1 protein-coding gene is annotated in these 16,591 nt (G+C 72.0%); it reads left to right on the forward strand.

Annotation, left to right across the window (positions count from 1 at the left end):
* Positions 1-4 precede the first annotated feature (4 nt).
* The gene (locus ACIP79_RS11830; protein WP_401222723.1) at positions 5-16,555 is read left to right on the forward strand and encodes an SDR family NAD(P)-dependent oxidoreductase; all 16,551 of its coding nucleotides are present in this window, start codon (positions 5-7) and stop codon (positions 16,553-16,555) included.
* Positions 16,556-16,591 lie beyond the last annotated feature (36 nt).

Consider the following 16,591-nt stretch of genomic DNA (forward strand, 5'->3'; position numbering starts at 1 on the left):
GGCACTGCGGGCATCGCTCAAGGAGACGGAACGGCTCCGGGCGCAACATCGCCGGCTCACCTCCGACCTGCGCGAGCCGATAGCCATCGTCTCGATGGCCTGCCGCTACCCGGGCGGGGTCCAGTCCCCGGAGGACCTCTGGACCCTCGTCAGCGATGAGGCGGAAGGCCTCTCGGGGTTCCCCGTGGACCGCGGCTGGGATCTGGCCGGGTTGTTCGACCCCGAGCCGGGTCGTCCTGGCAAGAGCTATGTGGACCAGGGCGGATTCCTGCACGACGCCGCCGGATTCGACCCCGGCTTCTTCGGGATCAGCCCGAACGAGGCCTGGTTGATGGACCCTCAGCAGCGCTTGCTGCTGGAGGTGTCGTGGGAGGCGCTTGAGCGGGCGGGGATCGATCCGTCGGCGCTGCGGGGCAGTCCGACCGGCGTGTTCGCCGGGATGATGTACCACGACTACGCCTACAACAGCAGCACCGGCTCGGTCGCGTCCGGTCGGGTCTCGTACACGCTGGGTCTTGAGGGCCCGGCGGTGACGGTGGACACCGCTTGCTCGTCCTCGCTGGTGGCTCTGCATCTCGCGGTGCAGTCGCTCCGCTCGGGTGAGTGCTCCCTCGCACTGGTCGGCGGCGTCGCCGTGATGGCGACGCCCGACGTGTTCGTGGAGTTCAGCCGTCAGCGGGGGCTCGCGCGTGACGGGCGTGCGAAGTCGTTCGCGGCCGCGGCCGACGGCACCTCGTGGGGCGAGGGCGCGGGGATGCTGCTGGTGGAGCGGCTGTCGGACGCGCGAGCCAACGGTCATCCCGTACTGGCGATCGTCCGGGGCACCGCGACCAACCAGGACGGCGCGTCGAACGGACTGACGGCGCCCAACGGTCCGGCCCAGCAGCGTGTGATCCGGCAGGCGTTGGCCAACGCGCGGCTGTCGTCCGACCAGGTCGACGCCGTCGAGGCGCACGGTACTGGCACGACACTCGGCGACCCCATCGAGGCGCAGGCGTTGCTGGCGACGTACGGGCAAGAGCGTTCCGAGGAAAGCCCGTTGTGGCTGGGATCGATCAAGTCGAACATCGGACATACGCAGGCCGCCGCCGGTGTGGCGGGGATCATCAAGATGGTCAAGGCGATGGACCATGGCGTCCTGCCGAAGACGCTGCACGTCGATGAGCCGACCCCCGAGGTGGACTGGGCCTCGGGACAGGTGGAGTTGTTGACGGAGGCGCGGGAGTGGCCCGAGGAGGGGCGGCCGCGTCGGGCGGGGATCTCGTCGTTCGGGATCAGCGGGACCAACGCCCACGTCATCATCGAGGCGGCACCACCCGTCGAGGCCAAGTCCGCCGAGGCGCCGGGCGAGCCCCTTCCGGTCGTCCCCTGGCCGATTTCCGCACGCACCGAAGCGGGGTTGCGCGCCCAGGCCGGACGGCTGGCCGCATTCGTCCGCACCGACGGACAACTCACGCCGCAGGACACCGGGTTCTCCCTGGCGACGTCACGCGCACACCTGGAACACCGTGCGGTACTGGTCGGCCGGGACCGCGGCGAACTGCTGGCCGAGCTCGACGCGCTCGCCGAAGGCACCCTTGGCCGCGGAGCGGTACAGGGGGCGGCGAGTACCGGTCGGACCGCCTTCCTGTTCTCGGGTCAGGGCGCTCAACGGGTCGGCATGGGACAGGAGTTGTACGAGACCTTCCCCGTGTTCGCGGCGGCGTTCGACGCGGTCTGCGCCGAGCTGGATCTTCACCTGGAGGGCGAGTCACTCCGTGAGGTGATCCGGTCGCGCGCCGATCTGCTGGACCGGACGCTGTTCACACAGACCGGACTCTTCGCCGTCGAGGTGGCACTGTTCCGTCTGCTCGAATCGTGGGGCGTACGGCCCGACTTCCTGGCGGGCCATTCGATCGGTGAGCTGGCGGCGGCGCATGTGGCCGGGGTGTTCTCGCTCGCCGACGCGGCCAAGTTGGTGGCCGCGCGGGGCCGTTTGATGCAAGCGCTGCCGACCGGCGGTGCGATGGTCGCTGTGCAGGCGACCGAGGGCGAGGTCGTACCGCTGCTGGACAGTGCGGAGGTGGCGGTCGCGGCGGTCAACGGCCCGACCTCGGTCGTGATCTCCGGCGCCGAGGACGCGGTGGACGAACTCCGGGCCCGGTTCGAGGCGCAGGGGCGCAGGACGACTCGGTTGCGGGTCTCGCACGCCTTCCACTCGCCGCTCATGGAACCGATGCTGGACGACTTCCGCGAGGTCGCCGAGAGCGTCACCTACAGTCCTCCGGCCATACCCGTGATCTCGAACGTGACGGGCCGGTCGGCGGAGGAACTGGGGTCTGCCGACTACTGGGTACGGCATGTCCGCCAGGCGGTCCGCTTCGCCGACGGTGTCCAGACACTGCGCGACGAGGGCGTCACCCGCTTCGTGGAACTGGGCCCCGACGCGGTCCTGACCGCCATGACGCAGGCCTGCCTTGAGCCGTTCGAAGAGCTGGTCACCGTCGCCGCGCTCGACGCCGAGCGGCCCGAGACCAGCACGCTGCTCACCGCGTTCGGAACCCTCCACGCCACGGGTGTCCCGGTGAACTGGGACGCCCTGTTCGACGGCCGCGGTGCCGTACGGATCGACCTGCCCACCTATGCCTTCCAGCGCGACCGGTTCTGGTTGCTCGACGCCTCGGCGACCGGCGACGCGACCTCGCTGGGCCTCGGGCCGGTCGAACATCCGCTGCTCCGGGCGGTCACGGGCCTGCCCGGTTCCGGCGGCCTGGTGCTGACCGGCCGGCTGTCGACCGACTCCCATCCCTGGCTCGGGGACCACCGCATGCTGGGCGGTGTCGTCGTGCCGGGGACCGCGCTGGTGGAACTGGCGCTCCAGGCCGGTGACCACGCCGGGTGCCCGGTCGTCGAGGAACTGACGCTCCAGGCACCGCTGGTGTTGCCCGAGTACGGCGGCGTCGCCGTGCACGTCGTGGTGGAGGCCGCCGACGAGACGGGCCGGCGGGTGATCGGCGTGTACTCCCAGGCCGATGCCACCGACCAGTTGTGGGTCCGGCACGCCACCGGACTCCTCGGCGGTGACGCCGGGGAACCGTCGTCCGACCTGGGGGAGTGGCCGCCGCAGGGCGCGACCGCCGTACCGGTGGACGGCGCGTACGGGGAACTCGCTGCGGCGGGTTACGAATACGGACCGCTGTTCCAGGGTCTGCGCGCGGTGTGGCGGCGCGGCGACGAACTGTTCGCCGAGGTCGCGCTGCCCCAGGACGAGGAGCACGCGATCGAGGAGGCGGCCGCGTTCGGCATGCACCCCGCCCTGCTCGACGCGGTCCTGCACACCGCTCTGGTGACCCGGGACGGACATGCCGACAGCGGGATGGTCCTCCCCTTCGCCTGGAACGGCGTACGACTGTTCGCCTCAGGCGCCACGGCATTGCGGGCGCGGCTCACGAAGACGGACTCGGACGGGATGTCGCTGCGGCTGACCGACGGGACGGGCAGCCCGGTGCTGACCGTGGACTCGTTGGTGTCACGCCCGTTGTCGGCCGGACAACTCACCGTCGCCACACCGGCGTTCCACGACTCGCTGTACCGGTTGACATGGTCCCCGGCGAGGTCAGGCACGGGAACCGAGGTGCCGTGGACACTCTGGGACGACGACCGGACGGACACGGTCGAGGTGCCCGCCGTCGTGGTCCTGCCGGTCACCGGCGAGGGAGGTGGGGGCGGCGGGGACGGTCGGCACAGCGGGGACGGCGCGGACGTACGCGCCGCTGTGCTCCGAGTACTTGAGGTCGTACAGGCGTGGTTGGCCGAGGACCGGTTCGCCGGCTCCCGACTCGCCGTGGTGACCAGTGGCGCGGTCGCGCTGGACGGCGAGGACGTCACCGACCTCGCGGGCGCGGCGGTGTGGGGCCTCGTACGGTCGGCCCAGTCGGAAGAGCCGGGCCGCATCCTCCTGGTGGACACGGACGCCCCCGCCGACCTGATCCGGCTGACCGGCGACGCTACGGCGGTCGACGAGCCCCAGATCGTGATCCGCGACGGCGCCGTGCACGTGCCGAGACTCGCCAGGACCCCCCACCAGGACGGTCCGGACAACGACGGCGCCGCGAGGTCCGTTTTCAGCGACACCGGTGCTGTGCTGGTGACGGGTGCGTTCGGTGCGTTGGGTGGTGTGGTGGCGCGGCATCTGGTGGCGACCCACGGGGTTCGGCACCTGGTGCTGGTGGGCCGCCGGGGTGCTGATTCCCCAGGTGCGGCGGAACTGTCGGCGGCCCTGTTGGAGTTGGGTGCTGAGGTCGAGGTGGTGGCCTGTGATGTCGCGGACCGGGATGCGGTCGCGGGGTTGCTGGCTGGTCGTGATCTGTCGGGTGTCGTGCATGTGGCGGGGGTGTTGGACGACGGGGTGATCTCGTCGTTGACGGCCGATCGGGTGGACGCGGTGCTGCGTCCGAAGGCGGATGCCGCCTGGAATTTGCACGAGTTGACGCGGGACATGGATCTCTCGGCGTTCGTGATGTTCTCGTCGGCTGCTGGTGTGCTGGGAGCTCCGGGGCAGGGCAACTACGCGGCGGCGAACGCGTACTTGGACGCTCTGGCCGTACATCGTCGGGCGAACGGTCTGCCGGCGCAGTCGCTCGCCTGGGGACTGTGGAGCGAAGGGATGGCGGGTCAACTCGCGGGCGCGGATGTTCAGCGGATGGCGCGGTCGGGTGTGGAGGGGCTGTCCGTCGACAAGGGCCTCGCCTTGTTCGACGCCGCCACCGGGATGGCCGAGCCCCTGCTGGTGCCGATAACGCTGGACACGAACGCGCTCGCCGGAGCCGGTGACGAGTTGCCGCACATCCTGCGTGGCCTGGTGGCCGGGCGCCGCCGCAGGACGGCCGCGGCGGGCACGCAGGAGGCGGCGGCGTTGCGACAGCGGCTCGTAGCCCTGCCCGAGGCCGAGCGTCGACCGGCCCTCCTGGAGACCGTGCGCGTCCAGACCGCGCACGTTCTGGGGTTCGCCGGTCCGCAGGACGTCGACGGCGGACGCGTGTTCCGTGACCTGGGTGTCGACTCGCTGTCGGCTGTCGAGTTGCGGAACCGGCTGAACCGGGCGACGGGCCTCCGGCTGCCCGCGACCCTGGTGTTCGACCACCCGACGCCACAGGTGCTCTCCGACCACCTGCTCGACGAGATCCTCGGTTCGCAGGAGCCCACCGGATCCGCCCCCGTACTGCGGACCCCGGTCGACGACGAGCCGATCGCCGTCGTGGGCATGGCGTGCCGCTATCCCGGCGGCGTCGTCTCACCGGACGACCTGTGGCGGCTGGTCGCCGACGGCGTCGACGGTGTCTCCGGTCTCCCCACCGAACGCGGCTGGGATCTGGCCGGGTTGTTCGACCCCGAGCCGGGTCGCCCTGGCAAGAGTTATGTGGACCAAGGCGGGTTCCTGCATGACGCCGCCGGATTCGATCCCGGCTTCTTCGGGATCAGCCCGAACGAGGCCTGGTTGATGGACCCTCAGCAGCGGCTGCTGCTGGAGGTTTCGTGGGAGGCGTTGGAGCGGGCGGGGATCGATCCGTCGACGCTGCGGGGCAGTTCGACGGGTGTCTTCGCCGGGATGATGTACCACGACTACGCCCACAACAGCAGCACGGGTTCAGTGGCGTCAGGTCGGGTCTCGTACACGTTGGGTCTTGAGGGTCCTGCGGTGACGGTTGATACGGCGTGTTCGTCGTCGTTGGTGGCGTTGCATCTGGCTGTGCAGGCGTTGCGGTCGGGGGAGTGTTCGCTGGCGTTGGCGGGTGGGGTGGCGGTGATGGCGACTCCGGAGACGTTTGTGGAGTTCAGTCGTCAGCGGGGGCTTGCGCGTGATGGGCGTGCGAAGTCGTTCGCGGCTGCGGCTGACGGGACGTCGTGGGGTGAGGGTGCGGGGATGCTGTTGGTGGAGCGGTTGTCGGACGCGCGTGCCAACGGTCATCCTGTGCTGGCGATCGTGCGTGGCACGGCGGTGAATCAGGACGGCGCCTCCAATGGGTTGACCGCGCCGAACGGTCCGTCCCAACAGCGGGTGATCCGGCAGGCGTTGGCGACCGCGGGTCTCACCACCGCTGATGTGGACGCGGTGGAGGCGCACGGTACGGGTACGACGTTGGGTGACCCGATCGAGGCGCAGGCGCTGCTGGCGACGTACGGGCAGGATCGCCCGGAGGGCAGCCCGTTGTGGCTTGGTTCCATCAAGTCGAACATCGGTCACACCCAGGCCGCCGCGGGTGTGGCGGGGATCATCAAGATGGTCAAGGCCATGGACCACGGCGTACTGCCCCGGACGCTGCACGTCGACCAGCCCACCCCGGAGGTGGACTGGACCGCGGGTGAGGTGGAACTCCTTACGGAAGCGCGGGAGTGGCCGCAGAACGGTCATCCGCGTCGGGCGGGGATCTCCTCGTTCGGGATCAGCGGCACCAACGCCCACGTCATCATCGAAGCCGCGCCGCCCGCCGAGACCGAGACACCGGCGGAGTCCCGGACACCGGTCGAGACCACCGAGCGCTCCGCACCCGCCTCCGTGGAGTGGATCCTCTCGGGCAAGTCAGCCGCAGCACTTCGGGCCCAGTCGGAGAAGCTGCGCGCCTACGTGGAGGCCCGGCCGGAACTGCGCCCCCTCGACGTCGGGTTGTCACTGGCGCTCTCGCGCACGGCATGGGAACACCGTGCCGTGGTCGTGGCCGACGACCGTGATTCCGGACTGCGAGGGCTGGCCGCGATCGCGCTGGACGAACCCCGCCCCGGTGTCGTTCGTGGTGTGGCCACCTCGGGTCGGACAGCGTTCCTGTTCTCGGGCCAGGGCGCCCAACGGGTGGACATGGGACGAGAGTTGCACAAGGCCTTCCCAGCCTTCGCCGCCGCGTTCGACGAGGTGTGCACGGAGCTCGATCTGCATCTGCGGCTGGATCCGCGAACGCATCCGGAGACCGAGTCGCTTCGTGAGGTGATCTGGTCGCGTGCTGATCTGTTGGACCGGACGGTCTTCGCTCAGGCCGGGCTTTTCGCCTTCGAGGTGGCGCTGTTCCGGCTGCTTGAGTCCTGGGGTGTACGGCCTGACCTTCTTGCGGGTCATTCGATCGGTGAGTTGGCGGCGGCGCATGTGGCCGGGATGTTCTCGCTCAGTGACGCGGCCAAGTTGGTGGCTGCCCGTGGCCGGTTGATGCAGGCACTGCCGGGCGGCGGTGCGATGCTCGCCGTCCAGGCCACCGAGGACGAGGTCGCTCCGCTGCTCGACCTCAAGTTGGCCGATGTCGCGGCGGTCAACGGCCCGGATTCGGTCGTGGTTTCCGGTGCCGAGGCCGAAGTGGCGCGCATCAAGGTGCACTTCACTGCTCTGGGCCGCAGAACATCCCGGCTGCGGGTCTCGCACGCGTTCCATTCCCCGTTGATGGACCCGATGTTGGACGCCTTCCGCGAGGTCGCCGAAAGCATCACCTACGACACCCCCGTCATCCCGGTCGTGTCGAATGTGACGGGCCGGCCGGCAGAGGATCTCGGATCGGCCGACTACTGGGTACGGCACGTCCGTCAGGCGGTCCGTTTCGCGGACGGCGTCCAGTCACTGCGCGACGAGGGTGTCACCCGCTTCGTAGAGGTGGGCCCCGACGCGGTCCTGTCCGCGATGGTCCGAGGGCAGGTCGCGGACGACGCCGAAGAGGTCGTCGTGCCGTTGCTGCGCCGGGACCGTTCCGAGGAGCGGGAGTTGCGGGCGGCCGTCGGTCTGATCCACGCGCACGGAGTCGCGGTGGACTGGCGGGCCGTGTTCTCCGGTCGAGGTGCCCGCCTGGTCGAGCTGCCCACGTACGCCTTCCAGCGGCAGGACTACTGGCTCGACACCCCGACGGGCGCGGGTGACGTGTCGGGCCTCGGCCAGGTCGCCGCCGAACACCCCTTCCTCCGCGCCGCCTTGGCGTCCCCGGAGACCGACGGTGTCGTGCTGACCGGCAGGGTGGCGGCCGGCACTCGGCCCTGGCTGGCCGACCACGAGGTGTTCGGCGCCCTGCTGTTGCCGGGTACCGCCTTCGTGGAACTGGCCGTACGGGCCGGCGACCAGGTCGGGTGCGACGTACTTCAGCAACTCACCCTTGAGGCACCGCTCGTGCTGCCCGAGCAGGGCGGTGTCGACGTCCAGGTCATGGTCGGCGCCCTCGACGACGACGGCGCCCGCCGGGTCAGCGTCTACTCCCACCACGACGACGCCTCGCCCGACCTGCCGTGGACACGGCACGCGAGCGGGCTCCTGTCCTCGGGCGGTGTGGTGCCCGGGGAGGACCTCACGGTCTGGCCCCCGGAGAACGCGGCCGCCCTGGACATCACGGACCTCTACGAGACGCTCGCCGAGCGCGGGTTCGGCTACGGCCCCGCGTTCCAGGGGCTGCGCGCCGCGTGGCGAGCCGGTGACGACCTGTTCGCCGAGGTCGCGCTGTCCGAGCACGACCGGGCCGAGGCCGCCGAGTACGGCATCCACCCGGCGCTGCTGGACGCGGCGATGCACGCGGTCTTCCTCGACGGGGACGGCGACGGGGCCGTCCTGCCGTTCGAGTGGAGCGGGGTACGGCTGCACGCCGCCGGAGCACCGGTGGTGCGCGTCCGGATCGGCCGCGGCGATGCCGCGGGGATGAGCCTGCTGGTGACCGACGAGACAGGACAGGCCGTTCTGTCGGTGGAATCCCTGGTGACGCGGCCGGTGACGCCCGAGCAACTCGCCGTCCCGGACGGATCGGACGGCTCGCTGTTCACCGTCGCGTGGTCGGCCACGCCGATCAGTGAGCCGTCGAGCACGCCCGCCGTGGCCGTGCTGGGAACCGATCGCTGCGGACTGCCCGAAGGCGCCCCCGCGTACGCGGACTTGGCGGGGCTCGTGCGGGAGAGGGTCCCGGACGTCGTCGTATGGGCATGCCCTCCCGGCGGTGGCGACGACGTGCCGGCCGGCGTGCGGGCGGTCGCTCACGAGACCCTTCGTCTCGTCCAGGGGTGGCTGGCCGACGAACGGCTGGACGCCGCACGGCTGGTGGTGGTCACCCGCGGCGCGGCCGTCACCGCGGAAGGTGAACGGTCAGGCGATCTCGCGGCCACGGCCGTACGCGGCCTGATCCGCACCGCCCAGACCGAACATCCCGACCGGTTCGTCCTCGTCGACCTCGACCCGGACCCGGACCTGGAGCCGGGCCCGTACCCGGACCTGGACCCGGACCGTGACGCGGATGCCGAGCGCGCAACTCCGTCACTGTCGACGCTGGCGGTCTGCGGTGAACCCGAGTTGGCCGTGCGCGGCGCCGAGGTCCGGGTTCCCCGGCTGGTCAGGGCGTCCGGCGGTACGGACAGCCCGTCTGCCGGTACCCACAGCCCGTCGGCCGGTACCCACAACCCGTCCTTCGGCCCGTCCGGCACCGTACTGATCACCGGCGGTACTGGCGGCCTCGGTTCGCTTGTCGCCCGGCACCTGGTGCGGGACCACGGCGTCCGGCACCTGCTGCTGACCAGCCGCCGGGGGATCGAAGCCCCCGGTGCCCGCGAACTCCGCGGGGAACTCGCCGAGCTCGGTGCCGAGGTCACTGTCGCCGCCTGTGACGTCGGCGACCGTGAGGCCGTCGCCGCTCTTCTCGCCGGAATCGAGCACCCGTTGACCGGGGTCGTGCACACGGCGGGTGTACTGGACGACGGAGTTCTCACCTCCCTCACGCCGGACCGGATGGACACGGTCCTCGCCCCGAAGGCCGACGCGGCCTGGTATCTGCACGAGCTGACCCGTGACCTGGACCTGTCGGCGTTCGTGCTGTTCTCCTCGGTCGCGGGCACGCTGGGCGGCGCCGGGCAGGCCGGTTACGCGATGGCGAACGCGTTCCAGGACGCCCTTGCCGCCCACCGCCACGCGCTCGGTCTGCCTGCGGTGTCCCTGGCGTGGGGCCCGTGGGCCGAGGCGGAAGGCATGGCGGGCGGTCTCGCCGACGCCGACACCGAACGGTTGCGGCGCTCCGGGATGCCGCCTCTCACGGCCACCGAGGGTCTCGCGCTGTTCGACCTGGCGCTGACCGCCGGCACGGCGGAGCTCGTGCCCGTCCGGCTCGACCTCGCCGTGCTGCGGTCGTTCGCCGGCTCCGGCGCGATCCCCGCGATCCTGCACGGCCTGGTCAAGCAGCCCGTCCGCCGGGCCGCCCGGTCCGGTGGCGCCGTATCGCTGCGGCGCCGACTGGACGCACTGCCCGAGGCGGAACGCGACCGCGCCCTCCTCGACCTGGTACGCACGCACGTCGCCGCGGTGCTGGGCCACGAGGACGCCCGCTCGATCGAGCCCACCCGGGCGTTCACCGAACTCGGTTTCACCTCCCTGTCGGCGGTGGAACTGCGCAATCTGCTCGGCGCCGCCACCGGCCTGCGGCTGCCCGCCACGCTGGTCTTCGACCACCCCAGTTCCGACGCCGTCGCCCGGCACATCATGGGCGAGCTCCTCGGCGCGGGGGAGACCGCCGCCCCGGTACGGGCCCAGGCGAGCGTCGACGAACTGATCGCGATCGTGGGCATGGCATGCCGGTTCCCCGGCGGTGTCGCGTCCCCCGAGGACCTGTGGCGGCTCGTCGCCGACGGCGTGGACGCGGTGGCGGAGTTCCCCCGCGACCGGGGCTGGGACGTCGACGGCCTCTACGACCCCGAGCCCGGGAAACCCGGCAAGTGCATCGCCCGTGAGGGCGGCTTCCTCTACGACGCGGCCGACTTCGACGCGGAGTTCTTCGGGATATCACCCCGCGAGGCGCTGGAGACCGACCCGCAGCACCGGCTGCTCCTGGAGACCTCGTGGGAGGCGTTCGAGAGCGCCGGGATCGACCCCGGCGCCCTGCGCGGCACCGCGACCGGAGTGTTCGCCGGAGTGATGTACCACGACTACGGCGGCGGAGCCAGCGGCGGCAGTGTCGCCTCGGGGCGCGTCTCCTACACGCTCGGCCTGGAGGGACCCGCCGTCACCGTGGACACCGCGTGCTCGTCGTCGCTGGTGGCGTTGCACCTGGCGGCGCAGGCGCTGCGGACCGGCGAGTGCACTCTCGCGCTCGCGGGCGGCGTCACGGTGATGGCGACCTCGGGGACGTTCGTGGAGTTCAGCCGGCAGCGCGGACTCGCGGCGGACGGACGCAGCAAGTCGTTCGCCGCCGCCGCCGACGGCACCGGCTGGGGTGAGGGTGCGGGGATGCTGCTGGTGGAGCGGCTGTCCGACGCGCGTGCCAACGGCCACCCCGTGCTGGCGATCGTCCGTGGCACCGCGACCAATCAGGACGGCGCCTCGAACGGGTTGACGGCGCCGAACGGTCCGTCGCAGCGTCGGGTGATCCGGCAGGCGCTCGCCAACGCGGGTCTGGGCACGGCGGACGTGGACGCGGTCGAGGCGCACGGCACCGGCACCCGGCTCGGCGACCCCATCGAGGCGCAGGCCCTGCTGGCGACGTACGGGCAGGACCGGGCGGACGGGCCGCCGTTGTGGCTCGGGTCGGTCAAGTCGAACATGGGCCACACGCAGGCGGCGGCCGGTGTCGCGGGGATCATCAAGATGGTGCAGGCCATGCGGCACGGGGTGATGCCCAGGACACTGCACGTGGACGAGCCGACGCCGCACGTCGACTGGTCCGCCGGGCGGGTGGAGCTGCTGACCGAGACGCGTGAGTGGCCGCGGAACGGCCGTCCGCGCCGGGCTGGTGTCTCCTCGTTCGGGATCAGCGGCACCAACGCGCACGTGATCCTGGAACAGCCCCCGACCCCGTCCGGGACGGACGACACCCCCGACACGTCCGACATCCACAACGCCTCCGACACCTCGAACGCCTCCGACCTCGCCGACCGGTCCCGGCCCGCGGCCTTCCCGTGGGTGGTGACGGGCCGCAGCGCCGACGCCGTCCGTGCCCAGGCCGAACGGCTGGCCGCCTTCGTACGGGCGGACGAGACCGTCGGCATCGCGGACATCGGGCTCTCGCTGGCGACGTCGAGGGCGGTGTTCGACCACCGGGCGGTCGTGCTCGCGGCGGACCGGGAGACCGCGCTGGAAGGTCTCGACGCGCTCGCCGCGGGTGCTGTGCACCCCGGAGTGTCGCGCGGCTCCGGACGTGGGGGTGCCGCGCCGGTGTTCGTCTTCCCCGGCCAGGGATCGCAGTGGGTCGGCATGGCGGTCGAACTCCTCGACTCCTCACCGGTGTTCGCCGCCCGGCTGGCGGAGTGCGGGCGGGCCCTGGAGCCGTTCGTCGAGTGGGACCTGCTCGACGTGCTGCGCGGTGACGGCGGACCGCTGGAGCGGGTCGACGTCGTCCAGCCCGTCCTGTGGGCGGTCATGGTGTCGTTGACCGAGGTGTGGCGCGGCTTCGGAGTGGAGCCCGCGGCGGTCGTCGGACATTCGCAGGGCGAGATCGCGGCGGCCTGTGTGGCGGGCGCGCTCTCCCTCGACGACGGCGCCCGCGTGGTCGCCGTCCGGAGCCGGATCATCGCCCAGGACCTCGCGGGGCAGGGCGGAATGATGTCGGTGGCCATGTCCCCGGAGCAGGCCGCCGGCGTACTCGCCGGGTGGGACGGGCGACTTGAGATGGCGGTGGTCAACGGACCCACGTCCGTCGTCGTGTGCGGCGAGGTGGACGCGCTGGCCGAACTCCGGGCGACGCTGGAGGAACAGGGCGTCCGGGTACGGCTGATCCCGGTCGACTACGCCTCCCACTCGGTGTTCGTCGAGGGAGTCCGCGACCGGATACTCGCCGAACTGGACGGCCTGTCACCCCGGCCGTCCAGGATCGCGTTCTACTCGACCGTGACCGGCGCGCCGCTCGACACCGCGACCCTCGACGCCGAGTACTGGTACGCCAACCTGCGCCGGACCGTCAGGTTCGAGGAGGCGACGCGCGCCCTGCTGGACGACGGCTTCACCGCGTTCGTCGAGTCCAGCCCGCACCCCGGTCTGCTGGTCGGCCTGGGGGAGACCATGGAATCGGCGGGTGTGAGCGGAGTGACGACCGGGTCCCTGCGCCGCGGCGAGGGCGGCGTGGCGCGGCTCCTGGCCTCCCTCGCCGAGGTGTTCACCGGCGGCGTGGACGTCGACTGGAGCGTCGCCTTCGCCGGACACCGGGCCGGACGTACGGAGTTGCCCACCTACGCCTTCCAGCGCCGCCGTTACTGGACGGACCAGACCGCGGGCGCCGGCGACGTGACGTCCCTGGGCCTGGACGCCCCCGGGCATCCGCTGCTCGGAGCGGTCGTCCCGTCCGTGTCCGCCGAGGCGGACGGCGTGACACTGACCGGCCGCCTGTCGGTCGGCACACAGCCGTGGCTCGGCGACCACGCCGTGTCCGGTGTGACGCTGTTCCCCGGAACGGGGTTCGTGGAGCTGGCAGTTCGCGCCGGTGACCAGGTCGGATGCGGACGAGTCGAAGAGCTGACGCTGGAGGCGCCGCTGGTGCTGCCCGCGGACGGCGGCGTCTCCGTGCAGGTGGTGGTCGGCGCCTCAGAGGAACCGGACGGCGGACGGCCCGTGACGATCCACACCCGCGCGGACACGGACGGCCCGTGGGTCCGGCACGCGCTCGGAGTACTGGCCCCGGCCGGCACCCCCGCCGACCCCGGGCTCGAACAGTGGCCCCCGGCCGGCGCCACCGAGATCGACGTCACCGGGCTCTACGACAGGCTGGCCGACATCGGTCTGGAGTACGGGCCGGTGTTCCAGGGGCTGAGGGCCGCGTGGCGGCGTGACGACGAGGTGTTCGCGGAGGTCGCGCTGCCCGACCAGGTGGAGGCCGACGGCTTCGGGCTGCATCCGGCGTTGCTGGACGCGGGTCTGCACGCGATCGCGCTGGGCGACGCGGTCGGGGACGGAGTGGTCCTGCCCTTCGCTTGGTCCGGCGTGGAACTCTTCGCCTCCGGCGCCCGGGCCCTGCGCGTCAGGGTGACCCCGACCGGCAGCGGCGTGGTGTCGCTCCAGACCGCCGACCTGGCCGGGAACTCGATCGCGACGGTCGAGTCGCTGGCCCTGCGGGAGGTGTCCCCGGAGCAGCTGTCCGCCGCGGCCGGATCCCCCTTCCACGAGTCGCTGTTCCGCCTGGAGTGGACACCGCTCCCCGCCGCCCGAGCCGGGCGGACCCCGGACTGGATCGCCTGGGACGACCTGACGGACGACACCGCCGTCCCCGAGGTCGTGGTGCTGCCCGTGACGGGTGCGCCGGGTGCCGAAGCGGCGCGTCAGGCCGTGCACCGGGTGCTCGGCGTCGCCCGGTCGTGGCTCTCCGACGACCGGTTCGCCGGCTCCCGCCTTGTGATCGTCACCTCGGGCGCGGTGTCGACGGACGGCGAGGACGTCACCGACCTCGCCGGCTCCGCGGTGTGGGGTCTGGTGCGCTCGGCACAGTCCGAGGACCCGGGCCGGATCGCCCTGGCCGATCTGCCCGACCCCGCCGACGCCGCGAGCGTGCTCCCGGCCCTGGTGGCGTCGGACGAACCCCAGATCGCCCTGCGCGACGGCGTGATCCGCGCGGCCCGCCTGGCGAAGGTGCCCGCCGAACCCGCCGTATCGGCCGCGGTGTCGGAGCCGATCGAGGAGTCCGTGCCGGAGCGCGCCTCGGAGTTCGCGGGCGAGGGCCCGGTGCTGGTGACCGGTGCGCTCGGGGCGCTCGGCGCCGTCGTGACACGGCACCTGGTCACCGAACGCGGCGTCCGGGACCTGCTCCTGGTGGGCAGGCGCGGAGCGGCGACACCCGGCGCCGCCCAACTGCGCGAGGAACTCGCGGAACTCGGCGCGCGCGTGGAGGTCGCGGCCTGCGACGTGGGCGACCGGGACGCCCTCGCGGCGCTCCTGGACGGGCGGAACCTGGGTGCCGTCGTGCACGCGGCGGGCGTACTGGACGACGGAATGATCTCCTCCCTCACCCCCGAGAGCGTGGACACGGTGTTCCGCCCGAAGGCCGACGCGGCATGGCACCTGCACGAACTGACCCGCCACATGGACCTGTCGGCGTTCGTCATGTTCTCCTCGGCCGCCGGTGTACTGGGCAATCCGGGCCAGGGCAACTACGCGGCGGCGAACGCCTTCCTGGACGCCCTGGCCGCACACCGCCGAGCCCACGGCCTGCCCGCCCAGTCCCTGGCCTGGGGGCTGTGGGGAGCGAGCGACAGCGGCATGGCAGGCCGCCTCGACGACAACGACCTGCAACGCGTGGGCCGTTCAGGCGTCGAAGCACTCTCCGCCGAGCAGGCACTCGGACTCCTCGACACCGCGGGCACCCTGGACGCGGCGGCGCTCGTCCCGATACGCCTCAACCTCAGGGCCCTGGCGTCCACGGGCGACGACCTGCCGCCGCTGATGCGCGGCCTGGTGCCGCGCGCCCGGCGCGCCGCCGCGACCGGCCGGGCGGACGCGACCGCCCTCCGCGCACGCCTCGCGGGCCTCCCCGAGGAGGAGCGGGAGCGGGAACTGGGAACACTGGTGATGACGTACGCCGCCGGAGTCCTCGGCCACAGCGGTCCCGAAGCCGTCGATCCCGACCGCGACTTCCTGGAGGCGGGCTTCGACTCCCTCACCGCGATGGAGCTGCGCAACGGCCTCAACGCCGCCACCGGCCTACGGCTGTCCGCGATGGCCGTGTTCGACTCCAAGAACCCCGCCGAACTCGCCCGCCACATCCAACTGCGCCTGGCCGCCGACCTCGACGACCCCGGCACGGCCACCGGCGGCGAGTCCACCGCGACCGAGGACGGCGACACGCTGAGCGACCTGTTCCGCGCGGGCGTGCTCTCCGGGAACATCACCCAGGCGTTCGTCCTCCTCAGCGCGGTCGCCGACATCCGTCCGCGGTTCACCGGGATCACCGACCTGCCGACCCCGCCCAAGCCGGTGGTGCTCGCCGACGGGCCCGGACGGCCACGCCTCATCTGCCTCTCCACGCCCATGGCGGTCGGCGGCGTCCACCAGCACGCCCGGGTCGTCTCCCACCTGCACGGGACACGGCACGTCACGGCGCTGCCGCTGCCCGGGTTCGCGCAGGGGGAGAGCCTCCCCGCCTCGCTCGACGCAGTCACCGAGGTGATCGCCGACAGCGTGGCACGAGCCGCGGACGGGGAGCCGTACGTCCTGCTCGGCTACTCCTCCGGAGGCCTGGTCGCGCACGCGGTCGGCAGCCGGCTTGAGGCGGCGGGCGCCGGTCCCGAGGGGATCGTCCTGCTGGACAGCTTCCAGGTCCGCGACGAGGCCATGACCGTCGGACAGGAGTCCCTCGCACGGAACCTGCTGGCGATGGAGCCGACGTTCGGACGCTTCGGCAGCGCCCGGCTGTCCGCGATGGGCCTGTACGCCAACCTGCTCCTCGACTTCGCCCCCGGCGAACTCCGGGCGCCGGTCCTGTTCGTGCAGGCCTCCGAGTCGTTCATCGCCGCGCCCGGAGAGGAACCGGGCGGGGACCGGTGGCTGGCCGCGCCCTGGGATGCCACCCAGACCCTCAGGAAAGCCCCCGGAAATCACTTCTCACTCGTGCAGGAGGACGCGGAAACCACCGCGCTGATCGTGGACGAGTGGATCGCCACGATGAAGTGAACCCCGGTTCCACGCGGAGATGTCCCGGCCACCCCC

Origin of the sequence: Streptomyces sp. NPDC088747 (assembly GCF_044751025.1) — a bacterium.
Classification (GTDB): domain Bacteria; phylum Actinomycetota; class Actinomycetes; order Streptomycetales; family Streptomycetaceae; genus Streptomyces.